This window comes from Shewanella morhuae (genome assembly GCF_003028295.1).
GTDB lineage: Bacteria > Pseudomonadota > Gammaproteobacteria > Enterobacterales > Shewanellaceae > Shewanella > Shewanella morhuae.
Genome location: NZ_PYSG01000003.1, coordinates 17,535 through 36,827 on the forward strand (window position 1 = coordinate 17,535; position 19,293 = coordinate 36,827).

General features: G+C 42.8%; 13 protein-coding genes and 4 tRNA genes. 11 read left to right on the forward strand and 6 right to left on the reverse strand.

The genetic code is table 11. From position 1 onward, the window contains the following. Positions 1 to 19 precede the first annotated feature (19 nt). Genes C9I43_RS14660 through C9I43_RS14685 form a run of 6 tightly spaced genes read left to right on the forward strand, consistent with a single transcriptional unit; the run spans position 20 to position 8,274 of the window. The gene (locus C9I43_RS14660; RefSeq protein ID WP_107884203.1) at positions 20 to 2,197 is read left to right on the forward strand and encodes a type I secretion system permease/ATPase; all 2,178 of its coding nucleotides are present in this window, start codon (positions 20 to 22) and stop codon (positions 2,195 to 2,197) included. Next, positions 2,194 to 3,576 carry an HlyD family type I secretion periplasmic adaptor subunit gene (locus tag C9I43_RS14665; protein WP_076500678.1) on the forward strand — a complete coding sequence of 461 codons (1,383 nt, stop codon included), beginning with the start codon at positions 2,194 to 2,196 and terminating at the stop codon, positions 3,574 to 3,576. The genes C9I43_RS14660 and C9I43_RS14665 overlap by 4 nt, the downstream gene beginning before the upstream one ends. Positions 3,577 to 3,602: 26 nt before the next feature. Beyond that, complete coding sequence (locus C9I43_RS14670; RefSeq protein WP_076500680.1) at positions 3,603 to 5,015, forward strand: TolC family outer membrane protein; 1,413 nt, start codon at positions 3,603 to 3,605, stop codon at positions 5,013 to 5,015. Next, complete coding sequence (locus C9I43_RS14675) at positions 5,015 to 5,620, forward strand: OmpA family protein (protein ID WP_076500682.1); 606 nt, start codon at positions 5,015 to 5,017, stop codon at positions 5,618 to 5,620. The genes C9I43_RS14670 and C9I43_RS14675 overlap by 1 nt, the downstream gene beginning before the upstream one ends. A gap of 18 nt (positions 5,621 to 5,638) precedes the next feature. Then, positions 5,639 to 6,346, forward strand: coding sequence for a transglutaminase-like cysteine peptidase (locus tag C9I43_RS14680; protein ID WP_076500684.1), 708 nt, complete (start codon positions 5,639 to 5,641; stop codon positions 6,344 to 6,346). 8 nt (positions 6,347 to 6,354) lie between these two features. Then, positions 6,355 to 8,274 (forward strand): bifunctional diguanylate cyclase/phosphodiesterase, encoded by a 1,920-nt coding sequence (locus C9I43_RS14685; protein ID WP_107884206.1) that lies wholly within the window; start codon positions 6,355 to 6,357, stop codon positions 8,272 to 8,274. A 330-nt stretch (positions 8,275 to 8,604) separates the two neighbouring features. On the opposite strand, the gene C9I43_RS14690 is transcribed toward C9I43_RS14685, so the two are convergent. From C9I43_RS14690 to C9I43_RS14705, 4 genes are all read right to left on the reverse strand, one after another. Beyond that, a tRNA-Pro gene (locus C9I43_RS14690) sits at positions 8,605 to 8,681 on the reverse strand. A gap of 57 nt (positions 8,682 to 8,738) precedes the next feature. After that, a tRNA-Pro gene (locus C9I43_RS14695) sits at positions 8,739 to 8,815 on the reverse strand. A 24-nt stretch (positions 8,816 to 8,839) separates the two neighbouring features. Beyond that, a tRNA-His gene (locus C9I43_RS14700) sits at positions 8,840 to 8,915 on the reverse strand. Positions 8,916 to 8,969: 54 nt separating this feature from the next. After that, positions 8,970 to 9,046: transfer RNA gene (locus C9I43_RS14705), tRNA-Arg, on the reverse strand. Positions 9,047 to 9,252: 206 nt separating this feature from the next. Here C9I43_RS14705 and C9I43_RS14710 point away from each other — a divergent pair. Then, positions 9,253 to 11,901 carry a sensor domain-containing phosphodiesterase gene (locus C9I43_RS14710; protein ID WP_107884208.1) on the forward strand — a complete coding sequence of 883 codons (2,649 nt, stop codon included), beginning with the start codon at positions 9,253 to 9,255 and terminating at the stop codon, positions 11,899 to 11,901. Between the two features lie 34 nt (positions 11,902 to 11,935). On the opposite strand, the gene rep is transcribed toward C9I43_RS14710, so the two are convergent. Then, positions 11,936 to 13,948, reverse strand: a complete 2,013-nt coding sequence (gene rep, locus C9I43_RS14715) for a DNA helicase Rep (protein ID WP_107884210.1) — start codon at positions 13,946 to 13,948, stop codon at positions 11,936 to 11,938. Between the two features lie 232 nt (positions 13,949 to 14,180). On the opposite strand from rep, the gene ubiK reads away from it, so the two are divergent. The 4 genes from ubiK to C9I43_RS14735 all read left to right on the forward strand — a co-directional run bounded on the left by ubiK (position 14,181) and on the right by C9I43_RS14735 (position 17,860). Then, positions 14,181 to 14,435 (forward strand): ubiquinone biosynthesis accessory factor UbiK, encoded by a 255-nt coding sequence (gene ubiK / locus C9I43_RS14720; RefSeq protein ID WP_076500692.1) that lies wholly within the window; start codon positions 14,181 to 14,183, stop codon positions 14,433 to 14,435. A gap of 294 nt (positions 14,436 to 14,729) precedes the next feature. Continuing rightward, entirely contained in the window at positions 14,730 to 15,512 is a 783-nt protein-coding gene (locus C9I43_RS14725) for a phosphatase PAP2 family protein (RefSeq protein WP_107884212.1), read from the forward strand. A 182-nt stretch (positions 15,513 to 15,694) separates the two neighbouring features. Further along, the gene (locus C9I43_RS14730) at positions 15,695 to 16,195 is read left to right on the forward strand and encodes an Lrp/AsnC family transcriptional regulator (RefSeq protein WP_107885173.1); all 501 of its coding nucleotides are present in this window, start codon (positions 15,695 to 15,697) and stop codon (positions 16,193 to 16,195) included. Between the two features lie 300 nt (positions 16,196 to 16,495). After that, positions 16,496 to 17,860, forward strand: a complete 1,365-nt coding sequence (locus C9I43_RS14735; RefSeq protein ID WP_076500696.1) for a sodium-dependent transporter — start codon at positions 16,496 to 16,498, stop codon at positions 17,858 to 17,860. A 116-nt stretch (positions 17,861 to 17,976) separates the two neighbouring features. Here the strand turns inward: C9I43_RS14735 and C9I43_RS14740 are convergent, their stop codons facing one another. After that, positions 17,977 to 18,831, reverse strand: coding sequence for a Tim44 domain-containing protein (locus C9I43_RS14740; RefSeq protein ID WP_107884214.1), 855 nt, complete (start codon positions 18,829 to 18,831; stop codon positions 17,977 to 17,979). Positions 18,832 to 19,293: the final 462 nt, after the last annotated feature.

Genomic DNA, 19,293 nt, shown 5'->3' on the forward strand with positions numbered 1-19,293 from the left:
CCAAAGGATAAGTCATTAGGTGTCTGCTGCAGCTTCTGAAAAAATAGACCAATGGGCCATTTCAGCCTCACAAAGAGTGTTAGTGGATCCTCTACTGGATTGTTTAGTATTACTCACTGAACATTTTGGTAATCCGTGCTCAAGCGATTCGCTTGCGGCAGGTTTACCTATGTCAGGCGCCGTATTAACGCCTGATTTAGTCCCCCAAGCCGCATCGAGAGCTGGCCTAGCGGCTAAGTTGTCTCGAAAAGGTTTAAATGAAATATCCCCTATATTGCTGCCTTGCATTTTATTATTAAAAGACAAGAAAGCCTGCATATTACGTGCGTTAGACGTCGAGTCAGATAAAGCCATTATTCAATTGCCAGAAACAGGTGGTGAAGAAACGCTAACGATTGAGTCACTCGAAGCCTTATATGTGGGATATTTATTCTTAGTCAAACAAGAATATCGTGGTGATATGGGTTTTGATGTTTACCTTCACGATAATAAAACCCACTGGTTAATCCAAACTCTAAAAGAGTCTGCACCAATTTATCGTGATGCATTAATCGCCTCTGTATTAGTGAATTTATTCGCTTTAGTTTCACCCTTATTTATTATGAACGTGTATGACAAAGTCGTACCCAATCTGGCCTTCGAATCCCTTTGGGTGTTAGCGATTGGGGCATCTATTGCTTATTTGTTCGACCTTATAATGCGTCAACTAAGAAGCTACCTTATAGATGTAGCTGGTAAAAAAGTCGATATTATTGTTTCTTCCCGCTTATTTGCTAAAGCGATTGGTATTCCACTTGAAAAGCGCTCACCCAGTATTGGTGGTATGGCAAAACAGTTAGGTGAGTTCGATAATATACGTGAGATTTTAACGTCTGCGACGATTACCACCTTAGTCGATCTCCCCTTTGCACTATTTTTCGTCATCATTATCTATATTGTTGCTGGAGATCTCGCCGTTGTACCCGTAATTGGTGGCATGATTATTATTACTTTTACCCTGTTTATTCAACCTAAGCTCAAAGCTGCCATTGAAGAAGGTAATAAATTCTCTAGCTTAAAACATGGCCATTTAATTGAAAGTTTATCTGCATTAGAGTCAATTAAGGCTAATGGCGCTGAAGGCATAGTACAAAAAAGCTGGCAACAAATGATTGGCCATAGTGCTAACTGGCAATTAAGGTCAAAAAAACTCTCTAACGCAGTATCGAATGTAGCTAACTTTACCGTGCAATTTACGGTTGTGTGCGTGGTGATTTTAGGTGTGTATCGCGTAGCGGATAATGCGATATCTATGGGCGGTATTATTGCTGCGGTCATGTTGTCGAGTCGAGCGATTTCCCCCATGGCACAACTTGCAGGATTAATGACAAGAGCGAACCATACCGCTAGTGCATTGCGCCAACTGAATGAAATCATGACTCAGGAGGATGAGTTTGAAAACAAAGGACACTTAGTCAGCAAGTTGAGGTTACTTGGTAAGATTAATGCTGATCATGTCGGATTTAGCTATCCTGGCTCCGAAAAACCCGTGTTACATCCTATGTCATTGACGATTAATCCAGGTGAACGTGTTGCGATTATCGGCCGTAATGGTTCAGGAAAAAGCACATTAGCAAAACTACTGGTTGGGCTATTCCAACCAACAAACGGCAGTTTGCGCTACGACGGTTTAGATTCGGCGCAAATCCACCCGAGTGATTTACGTCGTAACTTTGGCTATTTACCACAAGATGTCACCTTATTCCACGGCACAATTCGCGATAATATTCTATTTGGTACACGCCAAGTCACTGAACATCAGCTAATTCGTGCTGTGCAACTGTCTGGTGTCAGTCAATTCACCAATCTCGAAGCCGAAGGTTTAGATCAACAGGTTGGCGAAGGCGGCATGTCACTCAGTCGTGGACAAAGGCAAACCGTTGCCCTTGCACGTGCCACACTCAATGATCCTCCAGTACTACTGATGGATGAACCCACGGCTAGTTTAGATGCAAGAGCGGAACAACAGTTTATTCGCTCAATGCAAAATGTTAGTAAAGACAGAACCTTAATTCTTATCACCCATAAAATGCACCTATTACAGCTTGTTGACCGCATTATCGTACTCGAACGGGGTCATGTGGTTGCCGACGGACCCAAAGCTGAAGTGTTAGAAAAACTCAATTTTGGCCTTGTGAATGGTGAGGCTAAAAGATGAGTAAAAATTTAACAGCAAACGATTTAGACATGGTTGATGACGTCTATGGCGCCATGATGACCGATGCTCCTAGCGGTCACAGATTAATTATTTGGGCACTTGCTGCCATGGTGGTGTGCTTTTTACTCTGGGCTGGCTTTGCACAATTAGACAAGGTCACCACAGGGACAGGGAAAGTGATTCCTTCATCACAGGTTCAAGTCATTCAAAGCCTCGATGGCGGCATAATGCAAGAGCTCTACGTTCGAGAAGGAGAGATTGTGACTAAAGGACAACCTTTAGTCCGTATTGATGATACCCGTTTCCGCTCCGATTTTGCGCAGCAAGAACAAGAGGTTTTTGGCTTACAAACCAATGTGATTCGGATGCGTACCGAGCTTGACAGCATTCTAATATCTGACATGACTGCTGATTGGCGTGAACAAGTGCTTATCACAAAAAAAGCGCTTATATTTCCTGATAATATCATTGATGTTGAGCCAGCTTTAGTGAAAAGACAGCAGGAGGAATATAACGGACGCTTAGATAACTTAAGCAATCAACTTGAAATACTCGTGCGTCAAATTCAACAAAGACAGCAAGAAATTGATGATCTTGCGTCGAAAATCACAACCTTAACAACGAGTATGCAACTGATTTCCCGCGAACTTGAACTTACTCGTCCTTTAGCCAAAAAAGGAATTGTACCTGAAGTTGAACTGCTCAAACTCGAGCGGACAGTTAACGACCTACAAGGCGAACTCAATTCAATGCGTCTGCTTCGCCCTAAGGTCAAAGCGGCAATGGATGAAGCCATCCTCAAACGTCGCGAAGCCGTATTCATCTATGCTGCCGATCTACGTGCGCAGCTCAATGATACCCAGACTCGCCTCTCTAGGATGAATGAGGCGCAGGTAGGCGCACAAGATAAAGTCAGTAAAGCCATTATCACCTCTCCAGTTAATGGCACTATAAAAACTACACATATCAATACACTCGGTGGTGTGGTGCAGCCCGGCGTCGATATTATTGAGATAGTGCCGTCAGAAGATCAATTACTAATTGAAACCAAAATTTTGCCTAAAGATATTGCCTTCTTACATCCTGGCTTACCGGCCGTAGTTAAGATTACCGCCTATGACTTTACGCGTTATGGCGGCCTAAAAGGCACCGTTGAACATATCAGTGCAGATACATCTCAAGATGAGGAAGGTAATAGCTATTACCTCATCAGAGTTAGGACCGTAGAGTCCAGTTTAACCAAAAACGATGGCACACAGATGCCAATTATCCCGGGGATGTTGACTTCTGTCGACGTGATTACGGGGCAAAGATCTATACTTGAGTACATCTTAAATCCAATTTTAAGAGCAAAGGACACTGCGCTCAGAGAGCACTAAGCTTTTTATAAACCGGGAGGTTGGTCATGAAGATTCCAGCAAAACAACAATTTCAATATTCAAAGATAGCCGTTGTACTGTCATTTATACTATTACCGTTATCGGCTCAAAGTCAGACGCTAGAACAAGCTGTGGCACATACGCTCGATACCAATCCTGATTTACGTGTTGCCTTCAATCGCTTTAAAGCGCGAGAAGAGCAAGTTAATCAAGCGATAGCAGGTTATATGCCGACTATTGATATCAATGGCGGTTATGGTTATGAACAGACTGATGGCGTATCGACCCGTAGACGACCAAATGTAGGTGATGTCGATAGTGATGGCGTGGCCGAATTAAACCGCGGAGAGTTTGGTGTTAGCTTAAAGCAAATGCTTTTTGATGGTTTTTATACCAGCAGTGAAGTTGATCGTTACAGCTTCGAAGCTAGTGCAGACCAATGGGCACTACTTGCAGCAGCAGAAGACATGGCGCTTGATGTCAGTAAAGTGTACCTCAACTATCTACGCAGTGATGAAGTACTCAGATTGGCGGAAAAAAACCTTAACAGCCATAAGGATATATACGACCAAATTAAGCAACGTACTGATTCTGGTTTAGGTTCTATTGCGGATTTATCTCAAATAACCGGACGTCTTGCACGTGCAAATGCTAACGTTATTTCTGCTCGCAATAATTTACTCGATGCTAAAGCACAGTATATTAAAATTGTAGAAACAGCGCCAACAGACCTGATATTACCCGTGCCAGATGCCGATATGTTACCTAAGGATCTCGGCTCAGGCATTACCACTGCACAGGAAAACCATCCCATTCTGAAATCTGCCGCAAATGATATCCGTGCAGCAGAGAATGAACGTTCTTCAGTCCAAGCTAGCTATTATCCCCAGGTTTCTTTAGAACTAAATGGCAACTGGAATAATGATATTGGTGGTGAAGATGGCGTGAGTAATATTCCAAGTCAGAATGTTGGAGGTTACAGCAATGATTTAGTTGCCATGGTTCGCGTGAGATACAATCTATTCGCTGGCGGTAAAGATTTAGCTCGCGAAAAAGAAACCGCTTATAAGTTAGGTGAAGCCAAGGAAATCCGTCAACGCGCTCAACGTGAAGTAGTTGAAGGCGTTAACTTGGCTTGGAACGCATTTGAAATGCTAACACCACAAAAGCAGTATATTCGTGATCATGTTGTGGCTGCAAAGGACACTCAATCAGCTTATGCACAACAATTTAACTTAGGCCAACGTAGTTTGCTCGACTTGCTCGATACCGAAAATGAACTGTTCGAAGCACGTAAAGATTATTTACAAGCCGAATATGATGAAATCATTGCCAAGTATCGGGTTCTCAACTCTACTGGACGTTTATTAGACTCACTCAAGGTCACTCGCCCAGAAGCATGGCGTGGAGAGCATAACTACGAAGAAGGAGTCAAATAATGAAAACTATTATATTTGGTCTAAGTATCATTCTTTTAGCTGGCTGTTCGATGCGCGATACAGTTAATATTGAAGAAATGACAACAACTCAAGCTTATGATCTATCAGATAAAGATGGTGACGGTGTTATTGAGGCGCGCGAGCGTTGTAATGATACCGCTAAAGGTGCGGCTGTCGATAACTATGGTTGTGGTCAGGTAAAAGCGATCAATGAACGAAAGGAAATAAGCATCTTATTCCCAAATAACTCCGCTTTTATTGCGCCAGAGTATTACCCTCAAATTGAAGAGGTCGCACTCTTTTTACGTCAATATCCAACGACCAAAGTGACTATAGAAGGCCATACTAGTCGTACAGGTACAGATGAGCGTAATACCGCACTGTCTCAAGAGCGAGCTAATGCGGTTACAGCAGTGCTAGCAGAACGTTTTAGTATTGATAGAAGTAGATTAACTGCTATTGGGTATGGTTCTAGCCGTCCCATTATCTTAGAGCAGACACCAGAAGCAGAAATCCGTAATCGTCGTGTGGTCGCTGAAGTAACTGGAGATGACACCACAACGGATATGAGATGGACAGTTTACTCGGTCGATGAGCAACAATAGGGGCTAATACGCTAGATTATGAGCGGCAGACTTGATTATAAAAATTCATTATTGAGAGTCTGTCGCTTTAGCCTAATTGCGTCAGCCCTTAGCATATGCTGTTTATATGCAAAGCCAACGCAAAATCTTGATGAAACGAAGATCGTCTCTACTTTAGAAAAAAAGTATGGTGAGCGAGCAGGAATGCGAGCAAGAGCTTGGTTTAAGGTACAGTCTGAAGCGAGCACTATGAGTGAAAAAGAAAAGTTATTGAAAGTAAATAATTTTTTTAATTTATTTAATTTTGTTGATGACATAAAACTCTGGGGGGAATCAAATTATTGGGCAACACCAATGGAGTTTATTGGCGTAAATGGCGGCGACTGCGAAGATTTTTCAATCGCAAAGTACTTCACTTTACTTCAGCTTGGCGTTCAAGAAGATAAGATGCGGATCACTATGGTCAAAGCGACTACCCTTAACCAGTACCATATGGTGTTGGCTTACTATGAGACCCCCGCATCCATTCCTTTAGTCCTCGATAACCTTGACCATACAATAAAACCTGCCACCCAAAGAAAAGACTTACTGCCTGTTTATAGTTTTAACGGTAAACAGTTATGGCTTAACAAAGAACAAGGACGAGGCGTTTTAGCTGGCTCGTCAACACGATTAGAAAAATGGAATGACCTTAACCATAGGTTAGGGGTTGATCGCCTTAGACAGCCTAAATTAAAACTGGAGTAGCATCAAAAATGACACTGTTTAGACAGATTTATTCGCTGCTTTTTAGCCTATTCTTGCTTGTAATTGCAAGTCTTGGCTATGTGCAATTCACAGAGACCCAAAGTTTTTTAACAAAACAAATGGAGTCCGATCTAAACAATGCCAGCACTTCACTCGGCCTAATGCTAGCACCAGCACTTCAAGCGGGGGATACCGCTGCAGCGGAGACCTTAGTGAATGTGATTTTTGAAGGCGGTTACTATCAAAATATCAAGCTGACATGGATGGTCGATGGCAAACAAAAAGAGTGGAATAATCCACTCACCATTGAAGACGTACCACAATGGTTTATTAATCTAAATCTATTTAAAACGATTAAAAAAGAAAGCACTATTACCTCGGGTTGGTTACAACTAGCGCAACTTGAGATCACTGCACATCCTGGTTTTGGCTATCATGAGTTGTGGCGAATAATGTCCAATACTATCATCGTCTTTTCGCTCCTTTTTCTCGTAGCTATTTTTACTGCAAGAGTCGGATTAACATGGATATTAAAACCACTCCATACTCTTTCAGAACACGCAAAGAGTATAGCTGCACGCCAATTCGGCCCCGATATGGCGCTTCCTAAAACTGCTGAATTGAAGGACTTAGTCATTGCATTTAACACTATGTCTGCTCAGCTTAAACAAGTATTTCACTCACTCGACGAAGAAGTGGGCGCATTACGTAAGAAAAACCTTATCGACCCAGCATCTGGCCTGCCCAATCGCCAATATGTGGTGAGTCGTCTTAATGGCTGGCTCAGTGAACCGAGTAGCGGTGTCGTATTCCTCGCGAAACTTGATTGGCTAGAGGAAGTTCACAGTAAATATGGTTACCAAGTTCGTGATGAAACCATACGCCTTATGGGTGAAAAGTTTCAACAACAATTAAACGAAATTGCCCCTTCAGTTATAGGCCGTATTGCCGCCTATGAATTTGCTTTTTTAGTCACCGATGTTGAACACGATCAAATCAGTAAATATTTACAGACGCTCATCCGAACGATTAATCAGGAAATGTCGAAAGCAGGCTGTAAGCCCAATGAAGACTTTGCTATTGGTGTTGCGGAGCGCATTGGAAAAATGGATGTCTCAGATATTTTAGCCCAAGCCGATAATGCCCTACAAAAAGCGCGCCAAGATAACAAAATATTCCATTGGTTTGCAACGACCGAACAACAGCTATTCACTCGTGAACAATGGCGAGATAACCTTAGTCATGCTATCAGTAATAAGAAATTTAAGTTTAGATGGCAGCAGATTCAGTTTTGCGATAATGATGGTGTAGCGCAACGGGAATTATACTGCCAATTAGAACTCGGTGATAAAATTGTCCATGCAGGGCAATTTATGCCCTATATTGAATTATTATCACTCGGAGCCTTACTTGATAAGTGCTTAATTGAAACAGTCTATGAACAAAAGCTACTAGAACGAAACTATGAACCTTTAGCTATCAATTTAACGCATCAGAGTATCAACGATTCGCAGTTCCATGAATGGTTAAATCACTTTTTGCGAAATGCTACCTTCGTTGAACGCATCTGCTTCGAAATTCCTGAAGCTGGAGTCTATAGTAATCTCCAATCTTGCCAGCTGTTATGTAATATCATTCGTGATAATGGTGCTAAATTCGGTATTGACCATTTTGGACGTCAATTTGGTTCCATGGCCTATTTACAAGAACTGAGACCTAGTTACGTGAAACTCGATCAATCCTTCGCGTACTACGATGAGACGCATCATAATAGTGAACTGTGCCGCGCGTTAATTAACGTAGCGAAAGGGTTAGACATTCAAGTGATTGTGACGGGAATCCAAGAGAAAGCTCAACTAGAGCGCTTTAACGAGCTTAGAACAGATGCTTATCAAGGCTTTATCTCTCCTCCCGTAAACCTTGATTAACTGATATGAATAAATAAACATAAATAGTAAAAAGCTCCTTCGGGAGCTTTTCTTTTTTGTAGTATGAGAACACTACAGCATCAATCTTGGCCTGATTCAATAACCTAAACATTAGAATGCGTAACCTATAATTGCTCCAATAGAAGACTACTTAGGGATTAGGCCTAATAAATTAAATTTAATCATATGAATAGCTATATTTTTGACTAGAGACGCTATCCTAGGTAATAGCTATCGACAACGACCGCTGCAACACCAAGATATTGTTCAAATATATGATATAAAAAAGCCCCAGAGTTTCATTAAGAACTCTGAGGCTTTTCTATTTATTGGTCGGTGATAGAGGATTCGAACCTCTGACCCTCTGGTCCCAAACCAGATGCGCTACCGGGCTGCGCTAATCACCGTAAATTATTAACTATTTACTTAACCCTAGGTTAAATTCGCTAGCTATGCGAAAAATTTGGTCGGTGATAGAGGATTCGAACCTCTGACCCTCTGGTCCCAAACCAGATGCGCTACCGGGCTGCGCTAATCACCGAATTTTTATAAAACGTAAATGAAATGGGGTGACTGATGGGGCTCGAACCCACGACAACCGGAATCACAATCCGGGACTCTACCAACTGAGCTACAATCACCATTGAATTTCATTTACTACGCTAACCTTAAAAGCTCACAACCATTAACGGAAGTGGTGCGCCCAAAAGGATTCGAACCTTCGGCCTCACCCTCCGGAGGGGTGCGCTCTATCCAGCTGAGCTATGGGCGCTCGCCTTGGTTAGCGCCGCATATACTAGGGTCAAATCCCCCTTGAGTCTATAGCTGTTTTGCAATTATTTTACTGACTGCTCAAGTTTTATCATATTGGCTGACATTTCAAGCAAAATGCAGCCTAAATATGGCTTGGATGTTACAGTATTTCATGTTAATTATAGAGTCAGGCAAAATAACCCATATATTTTAACAGTGAGTATCATGTTTAAGGATGAAGATGAAACTAGCCAACTTCGCAAAAATGAAGTTGATTGCTTACGTAAAAGAGTTATTCGCTTAAAAAAATTAGCGCATAAATATAAGCATGCTGAGATCATTCAAAACGCACTACTCGAAATCTCCAATATTGCGACCCACGCAGCTTCACTCGAAGAATTCTATATCGGGGTACATCGTCACCTAAAGCAACTCATTCCAGCTGATAATTTTTTTATTTCAACTCTTGATATCAGCACTGGCGAACTCGCGATTCCATTTTTTGCCGATGAGAAAGATGCTCATCCTGCCGAGCTTTACCCTGAACAGTCACTGTCAACGCTACTGCAGCAAGGATTAACTGGTTACGTTGCTAGGACTGGGGAAGCGTTGCTATGTAACAATGATAAAGTCAATGCGCTGGTTGCTGCGGGGGAAATCCTTAATTTAGGTTCCCCCTGCCATCTCTGGCTAGGTGTCCCGATCAAACATGATGATAGTGTCACTGGCGTGTTAGTCGTACAAACCTACGACACCAATATTAGCTATGGCGAAATTGAACTCGAGTTAATGACGTTCATTTGCCATCATATCGCGGGTGTAATGGAGCGACTAAAACACCAAGAACAACTAGAGCAAGCCATTAAGCTAAGGACCAAAGAATTAAGCCAAGCTTACGATAAATTAAAACTTGAAGTATATGAAAGACGTAGAGCTGAACGCTTACAAAAATCACTATTCGAGATTGCTGAACTCGCTAGCTCCAGTGCCGATAATCCCGATTTTTATGCCCAATTACATAATATTATTCGTCACCTTATTCCTGCAAATAACTGCTATATCGCGCTATTAAACGAGGCAGGGACTCATCTCAGATTTCCTTTTTATGTATCGCAATTGAACAATAAGCACCCTAAAACTCGACCAATGCAAGATGGTCTGACTGAATATGTGCTCAAGCATAAGCGGCCATTGTTATTAGACCAAAATGATATTAATGCATTGATTGTATCTGGAGAGATCTACGCCCAGGCACCAACGCTCAATCACACGCAAACTATGCATCAGTGGATAGGTATTCCGCTTTTTATCCATGGCAATATAAGTGGTGCACTAACGATTTATAGTTTTAGCATGACGCAAAATTATCAAGTTAAAGATTTAGAATTACTGACATTCGTATCACAGCACATTGGTTCTGCCATCGAAAAGAAACTTTCAACCGAGTCCCTGCAACGCAGTTATGAAGAGCTTGAAGAAAAGGTAAGTGATCGTACCAAAGCCTTAGCCGAGCTCAATAAAGATCTACAAAAAGAAATTAAACAACGTCGCAGCATGGAAGCTAAGTTAGTTCACGATGCAAAGCATGATGCGCTAACAGGTCTGCCTAATCGTTCGCTATTAATGGAGCGCTTATCACAGTCAATTAAACACGTTCGGCGCCATCGCTTAGAGCAATTTGGCTTACTCTTCATTGACCTCGACCATTTCAAACAGATTAACGACACTATGGGGCATTTAGAGGGTGATAAATTTTTAATTGAAACTGCGAGCCGCCTTAAGTCCTGTATTCGCGATAACGATACTTTGGCGCGCCTGGGTGGCGATGAGTTTGTGATTTTACTTGATAGCATCAACAACATAAACGACGCAAAAGAAGTGTCTGAACGTGTGATTCAAACTATATCGCAACCCTATAGGCAGGGCAGTTTAGAGTTTAGCTCTGGTGCCAGTATCGGCATCAGTATTAGTGGTAATCATAAGGTCGATACAAGTGAATCTTTGTTACGTAATGCCGATACTGCCATGTATCAGGCAAAAGCGAATGGTAAAGGTTGTTATGTTATTTTTGATGATAATTCCCAGTATCAACAGACGCTGGATGCCGCGCTAGAAACTGATTTTAGACATGCGTTACACAATGCAGAAATTACCCTAAGTTATTTATCAGTGGTCGATTTCAAAACCGGTCAAATATCTGCGTTAGAAAGCCGTCTTTTATGGCAGCACCCACGTAGAGGCTTATTGCAACAAGAACAGCTTAATGCGCTTGCCGAACAAGCGAATCTCACCGTTGAATTAGATAAATATACGATTAACATCATAAACAGTAGCTATTCAGAACTACTCACACAATATACGGAGTCGATTGAGTTACACGTTATGCTGTCAAGCCAGCATCTTAAACATCGACATGTGCTACGTAGCCTGAAAAACACTCTTAAGCAGACACAATTAAATTTGAATAATTTGTGGTTATTCTTCAACGAAAAAGCTTTAGTGCAAGAAATCGAAAACCACATTAATGGCTTTGAATTATTACAAAAAACCGGAGTAAAACTGGGTATAAGTCATTATGGTAGCGGCCATAGCGCATTGAATTGTTTATTATTTTTACCGATTAAAGGTTTAAAAGTTGATGCGAATATCACTAAACAATTACAAACTGAACAACAGATCAAGTTAATGTCTGTGTATCAAAAAACAGCATCGACCTTAGAACTACAAATATTTGTGGATGGGGTTAATAGCCTAGACCAAATACGTATTTTCAGTGAATTAGGCTATCAATTTGGTCAAGGAACGGCGTTGGATCACACATTTACTTTAAATGAGGGTCAACAGCCTGAATTTATTCAGCTTGAATATGCTTAGCAAAAAATACTTAAGCAACCCAAACACTCATCGCCTACTTTTTAAACATATCTCTTAAGTTAGAAATGTTTGCCCGCCCAGTTTGCATTCGTTCCTGCTCCGTTTGTTGTGGTTTACGGTTTTCCCACACCACATCATCTTGCGGTAACTCCAGTAAAAAACGGCTTGGCTCACAACGCATGGTTTCACCAAATTGTCGCCTTTCACGGCACAGGGTAAACCAGAGCTCTCGCTGAGCCCGCGTGATCCCCACATAGGCTAAACGGCGCTCTTCATCGACATTATCTTCATCTATGCTGGATTGATGCGGCAAAATACGCTCCTCAACGCCAATCATAAACACAAACGGGAACTCTAAGCCCTTAGATGCATGTAAGGTCATCAGCTGCACTTGATCGCCGCCTTCATCCTCGCTATTGCGCTCCATCATGTCTCTGAGCGTCAGTCGAGTAACCACCTCAGGTAAAGTCATTGGCTCATCTAATTCATCACCTGCAAGCATCTCAGTGACCCAACGGTAGAGCTCAGAGATATTCTTCATGCGCATTTCAGCCGCTTTGGCACTGGTGCTGGTTTCGTACAAATAGTCTTCGTAATTGATCTTACGGATCAAATGTTTTACCGCCTCCACAGGCTCACCGCGCTGGGCATGATCGCCCGTTTCTACGATAAAACGACCGAATTGATATAGCGACGACATAGCTGCAGGCGGCAAATGATGATTGAGATCTGGCTCAAAAATCGCCGCAAACATTGAAATGTGCTTCTCGTTAGCAAAATTACCTAAGCGTTCTAAGGTCGATGGACCTATGCCACGTTTCGGTAAGTTAACGATGCGCAGGAAAGCATTATCGTCGTCAGGATTCACCACGAGTTTTAGATAACCCATGATGTCTTTAATTTCAGCACGGGCGAAAAATGAAGTGCCACCGCTCAATTTATAGGGAATACGGTTGGTCATTAGCGCGCGCTCAAGCAACCGCGATTGATGATTACCGCGATACAAAATCGCATAATTGCCAAACTGGGTACGGCCGACAAACTTATGCCGCACAATTTCTGCCACTACGCGCTCAGCTTCTTGTTCTTCATTTGCAGCAAATAACACCCGCAGTGGCTCGCCGTAGGCCAACTCACTAAACAGCGCTTTATCGTAAACATGGGGATTATTAGCAATAAGTATGTTGGCAGCCCGCAGGATCCGCTGGCTAGAACGATAGTTTTGCTCGAGCTTAATCAACTTAAGCTGAGGAAAATCTTTACCCAATAGCACTAGGTTTTGTGGTTTAGCGCCACGCCATGAATAGATAGATTGGTCGTCGTCACCCACCACGGTAAAACACGCCCTTTCACCCACTAACAGCTTTACCATTTCATATTGGCTGGTATTGGTGTCTTGATATTCGTCCACCAACAAATATTGAATTTTCGTTTGCCAGCGGGTACGTACTTCTTCGTAATGCCGTAGCAACAGAGTCGGCATCAAAATTAAATCATCAAAATCTAAGGCGTTATAAGCCTTCATGTGCTGAGCATAACGCTGGTACAACATGGCAAATAACTGCTGTTGTTCATCTTTAGCAATTTTACGCGCCTGTTCTGGAATGATGAGGCCACCCTTCCAGTTAGATATCGTACTGGCAAGCGACTTAAGTAAATCTTTATCTTCTTCTAATTCATCTTGAGTCAACTCTTTGAGCAATGCCAAAGTATCTTGGTCATCAAACAACGAAAAGCCCGGCTTTAAGCCTAAGACCTTATGCTCACGTTTAATGATTTCCAGCCCCAAGGTATGGAAGGTTGAAATCCACAGACCTCTGGCCTCTTTGCGTCCCATCGATTGTGCAACCCGCTCTTTCATCTCACGGGCAGCCTTGTTGGTGAAAGTCACCGCCGCAATATTGCGTGCCTTATAACCGCACTTTTCGACCAAATAACCGATTTTATTGATAATTACGCGAGTTTTACCACTGCCCGCACCCGCCAGCACTAGGCAAGGGCCTGAAACATAATGAACAGCATCGTTTTGGGCGGGATTGAGTTTCATCTTTGCGCAATATCCAAACAAGTCGACAGAAAGGAGTGGGATCATAGCAGAATTGGCGGTTTTAAGGTTAACAAATCCCCCTTTCGCGATGCAAAACCAACAGTGTTTATTGGCGTAGGCGTGATGTAAAGCGCAAGAACAACACTGCATGACTATCAGACATCAGCTTTACTTTTGAAACCTAACGCACTGAGTTACAATCAAGCTATTCAGTCAAGAGGCGGACAAGATTATGATCAATTCTAAGAAAATCGAAGAGATGGCAAAACAACTGAGCGAAAGTTTACCCAGTGGTCTGAAGCAATTTGCCGGTGAGTTTGAAGAACGCAGTAAACAAGTGCTGCAAAATCAATTACTCAAGTTAGACATGGTTTCCCGCGAAGAATTTGACGTACAGCAACATGTATTACTGAAAACCCGTGAAAAGTTAGAAACCTTACAAGCTCAAGTCAATGAGTTAGAAAAAAAGATCAACGCGGCAGACTGATTTTATTTGTATGTTGTCATAAAGCACAGTCAGCTAAAACGCACTGTGCTTTTTTGCTAGTTAACACTTAGCACTATAGGGAAATCATACAACTTACCCATCATATTCACTCACGGCACTATTTAACGCTGTACTGTAAACCTCATCCAATTGATTCACCCTCACTACGTTTTCTAAGGCCATTACAGTAAGCGAGGTTAAGGTTAACCCTTAACTCACCATTTTTTAAAGATTTTTTATTGGCTATACCATTATCACGTTGTAGCCTATAACGTTTATTAAGAGACTAATATTTTGACCAAAAACGTTTATCCTCTGCGTCGTTTAGGCTTAGCTTGGCTACTACTGATGATTATTCCTGGATTACTGTTACTGACACGGTATCAGCTGTTTCCGTTAATCGACCTACAATCCAACTTAGCAACTCTCTTATATTGGATAACGTCAACGGGTACTGCCCCATATGGCATTGCCACCGTTGTATTTGTGCTACTGATTGGCTATCGCATGATGCCTAAAGCACTCTTTATTAGCTTCTTTTTAGCCATTAGTCTCAGCCAATTATCGAGTTTAGCCTTAAGTCACACGCTGAAACCTTACTTTAAGGAGCCTAGGCCGAATTTGGTTTTCCTCGCCCAACAAGATTTACCTAGCGATGCGCAGCTTTCACTCGATAGTTTTTATCAACTAGATAAACCAAGCCGTTCAACGGCAATTGCGACCGCACTCGAAGGGCTAAAGGTCGTTAAACCTGAAATAAAATTTACCCCTCGCATTCACCAACATTGGCAAAATGAAGTGAGCTATTCGTTCCCATCTGGGCATACCATATTTGCAGTGACACTCGTGCTCACCGCTGGCTACTACCTACTACTAGCTGGATTGCCCTGCTTTACGCTAGCGTTAGTCACTTGGGCATTATTAATGGGGTTAAGCCGCATGTTATTAGGTATGCATTGGCCACAAGATGTGCTGTTTTCAACTATTCTCGCGGCTTTCACCAGTGGATTTGGTATTTTTATCGTTAATAAACTCCCCCCGTTCAAACGGTATATGCTTGAAAAATCTATCAGTTAGCTTTGTCTCCACTGTCGATTAAAAGCCATTAATTTCGTACACCTTGGGCTAAGAACAGCCAAGGTGAGACTGATACAAGATAATCGGCTTTATAATCTCAAAGCACTATTTAAACGAGACTTTTGGAAAAGTGGGTTAAAACTGGCACACTAGTGACTAACTCCGCCAAACCGCAATTTTCAATGACAGAAACTCAGCAGTATAAACTCGACCAACTCGACTTAACTATTTTGCGCTTACTGCAAACTCATGGGCGGCTATCTAACCTCGAACTGGCTAATAAAGTTGGCCTATCACCGTCCCCTTGTTCGCGCCGTGTAAAAGCCTTAGAGGAAGCTGGTTATATTGCCGATTACGCCACTCGTCTGTCGGCGGAGAAGTTTAACCTGCATTTGACCGCCTATATCCATGTGCGGATGGAAAAACACACGCCAGATATTTTGAATCAGTTTGAAGCTAATGTTATCGCCTATGAAGAAGTCCAAGAATGCGCGCTCATCACAGGTTCAGAGGCCGATTATCAACTCACTGTGCTGGTGCAAGATATGGCGCACTTTCGCACCTTCCTGTTAGATAAACTCACCACAAATGTGCATATCGCCGGCGTACATTCCAGCTTTGTGCTAAAAAAGGTCAAAGACCACACCGCGATCCCCTTAAGTCATATCAACATTCAGCCATAAACCACGTTAAAACTCCCATGGTGTTTAAATATTAATAAAATATCTGTCATCGCGTGTTTTTACAGACCAAAATGCACCATTCATTGAATTTTTATCATCGCAATTATTCGCTAACATTAGGCCCCCAGCCACAACCGCTAGCAATTTAATCTCACGCAAAACCTAAAGGCGAAATATAACGTCAAAAAAGCACCAGTTATTGAGATAAAGAAACTAATTAACATCACATTAACGCACTAATATTGCGTTGAAATTCTGATTTATCCGCCTAAGATACGCCTTCTTTTTACGGGAGGCACAATGCAAGCGGCCAATACAAGTTCAACTAATCACTTCAGTTCACGCTTAGGTTTTATCATGGCAGCAGCCGGTAGCGCCGTTGGCGTAGGCAATATTTGGGGCTTCCCCACCCAAGCGGCCACTCATGGCGGAGGGGCCTTCTTACTGGTTTACCTCGTGCTGATTTTTATTCTAGGTATTCCCATGTTGATGGCCGAACTCATGATTGGTCGCCACGGGCAAACCAACCCCGCCGATGCGATGGGCAAACTCGGCTTTAACGCGCTAACCCGTAACTTAGGCAAGACCATAGGTTTGGTTTCTATCGTAACTGCAGGATTAATTTATACCTTCTACAGCATTCTTTCAGGCTGGTTCATTAGCTACGCCATAGCCCCGATTGCCACGGCTTTAGGCTCGAACGATACTGCGGCCTGGCTAGTAGATTTCTCGCTGTCACGTAATCTGCTGTTTACGCTAATTTTTAGCACACTGGTATTTTTAGTGCTACTGCAAGGCGTGCAAGAAGGTATCGAAAAATGGTCGAAACGCCTAATGCCGTTACTACTGATCATGCTGATTGCAGGCGTGACGTATATCTTCACCCTTAATGGCGCCAGCGAAGGGATTAATGCGCTATTAACACCCAACTTTGCCAAGGCTTTAGCACCAGACACCTTGATCAGCGCACTCGGACAAACCTTCTTCTCCCTCACCATAGGCACAGGTGCCATGATGGTTTATGGCAGTTATCTGAATCAAAAAGAAAATATCGCCAAGCTAACCGTCTGGGTCGCTTTTACCGACAGTGGTATCGCCTTTCTCGCGGCTTTTTTAATTATTCCTGCCATGTATGTCGCCCAGCAAAATGGCGTAGAAATTTTTAATGCCGAGGGTAAATTACTCGATTCAGATGCGCTGGTTTTTACCGTTTTACCCGCCTTATTCTCAACCTTAGGCGACACGGCGAACCTCATCATCAGCGTAGTGTTCTTTATTCTGCTAATCATCGCAGGCTTAACTTCTGCTATCTCAATCGCCGAAGTGCCGACGAGTTATGTGATGCAAAAGTTTACACTCAGCCGCCAACACGCGACCTTGATCATCGGCTTATTGTTGACGTCATTATCCCTATTACTGGCGGTATTTTTTGATGCGCTATTTAGCTTCATGGTCACGCTCACCACCCAAATAGCCCAGCCATTAGTTGCACTCGGCATTGCAATTTATTTAGGTTGGATTTGGCGTCAAACACAGCTAATTAGGGCCATACGCGAGCAAGAACATGTCGATAGCTCGGGGCTTTTCTGGCGCATCTGGCCAAGGTATGTGAAGTATGTTTGTCCAGTGTTGATTCTGGCAATCGCCATCAGGCAGTTTGTTTGATGAAGTTGAGTGGCGATATCGGCTCAAATTTATTAATAAATACAAGCGCCGCATCATTAGAGAGGGAATAAAGACAGCAGCCTTAAAGGATTAAGGCTGCTTTGAATGCGAGCTGATTACTGCTCAATACCCACGATTAACCAAGGTGAGTTGGCTTGCGTTACGTTACGCTCTAAATGCCATACTTCCTTAATTTCCTCTTCTACGCCTTCAACGGTATCGCGATAGCGGCCGCTAAATTTAACACTCACTTCCGCAAGATTTGCATTGTGTGTGGCGCGTACCAGTTCAGCATCCAAAAACATCACTTCTGTGTGCTGGTCACCGGTTAATTCGCGGCGTTGACTATTGAGCTCATTGTAAAGATCAATCGAAACATACTCTTGGATCTTACTTAAGTCGTTTTCATTCCACGCCAGTTGTAGCGTTTTGTAGTGGCTGCGCGCGCCTTCTAAAAAGCCTGGTAAATCAAAGCCTGCTGGCAAATCAAACGGAACATCGCTTGCCGCTTGGCCAAAACCATTGCCACCGCTGTTAGCAGCCCCTGTTTGCTCTGCTGCTTCACGCGGCATATTAGGGCTTGGTTGGCTCGCACCCGCATAGGCCGGCCTTTGCTGCGCACCTGCTTTTGAGGCCATCACAGTACGGACGATTTTAAATAGCACAAATGCCACCAACGCCATGATCAAAATATCCATAATTTGAATATTTTCAAAGCCGCCGCCCATAAACAGCGCAGCTAATAGACCGCCAGCTAATAAACCGCCTAACATGCCGCCCATCATACCTTTCTTGCCCGGCGCGCCCGCTGGTGCCGTAGTCGGTGTGTTAGTCGCCGCAGGCTGAGCCGGAGCTGTTTTATGGCTTTTGCCAATAGATTTACTACCGCCGAATTTTTTTGCTTCTACAACTGGGCTAGTAACCAAACTAACCGCAAAAATCATCGCCAGCATAATAAATAACTTTTTCATTTATAGGATCTTTATATAACCATAGGTGCTGGCATCATAACGGTGTGACATTATATGTCAACTATGAAAAAGCGGAGGCTAATTATCTTGTGCATATTTAGTGAGTTTCGATTAGCACTGTCATTCCCGTGACTCACTGGCCTTAGTTATAGAAAAGATTCGACGAAGAGTACCTCAAAAGATGTGTATATTCTGACTCTGTGACGTGAGAAATGATTAAGCTCTCACTCCAGTGACGCGCAGCAAGCACATCCCTGTGTGCTCGACCGTGACATCCCTGTCACAGACGGTCACCTACATGCCAGTGCTTAATCCCGTTAACTTCGGTGCATCCTTATAGTCAGAACTTCCCGAAGTTCAATGCCAAGAGCGAAGTACCATCTAAGCAAACATAGCTTTGGAAGAGTCATTAACAGTCGCCATAGTGAAAAAATGCATGTCCTATCTTTTCTCATCTTTTCT

Excerpts from the sequence above, each read along its gene's own strand:
- C9I43_RS14665 (WP_076500678.1), top strand. The coding sequence starts at position 2,194 with ATGAGTAAAAATTTAACAGCAAACGATTTAGACATGGTTGATGACGTC.
- C9I43_RS14670 (WP_076500680.1), top strand. The coding sequence starts at position 3,603 with ATGAAGATTCCAGCAAAACAACAATTTCAATATTCAAAGATAGCCGTT.
- C9I43_RS14675 (WP_076500682.1), top strand. The coding sequence starts at position 5,015 with ATGAAAACTATTATATTTGGTCTAAGTATCATTCTTTTAGCTGGCTGT.
- C9I43_RS14680 (WP_076500684.1), top strand. The coding sequence starts at position 5,639 with ATGAGCGGCAGACTTGATTATAAAAATTCATTATTGAGAGTCTGTCGC.
- C9I43_RS14685 (WP_107884206.1), top strand. The coding sequence starts at position 6,355 with ATGACACTGTTTAGACAGATTTATTCGCTGCTTTTTAGCCTATTCTTG.
- C9I43_RS14710 (WP_107884208.1), top strand. The coding sequence starts at position 9,253 with ATGTTTAAGGATGAAGATGAAACTAGCCAACTTCGCAAAAATGAAGTT.
- rep (WP_107884210.1), bottom strand. The coding sequence starts at position 13,948 with ATGAAACTCAATCCCGCCCAAAACGATGCTGTTCATTATGTTTCAGGC.
- ubiK (WP_076500692.1), top strand. The coding sequence starts at position 14,181 with ATGATCAATTCTAAGAAAATCGAAGAGATGGCAAAACAACTGAGCGAA.
- C9I43_RS14730 (WP_107885173.1), top strand. The coding sequence starts at position 15,695 with ATGACAGAAACTCAGCAGTATAAACTCGACCAACTCGACTTAACTATT.
- C9I43_RS14735 (WP_076500696.1), top strand. The coding sequence starts at position 16,496 with ATGCAAGCGGCCAATACAAGTTCAACTAATCACTTCAGTTCACGCTTA.
- C9I43_RS14740 (WP_107884214.1), bottom strand. The coding sequence starts at position 18,831 with ATGAAAAAGTTATTTATTATGCTGGCGATGATTTTTGCGGTTAGTTTG.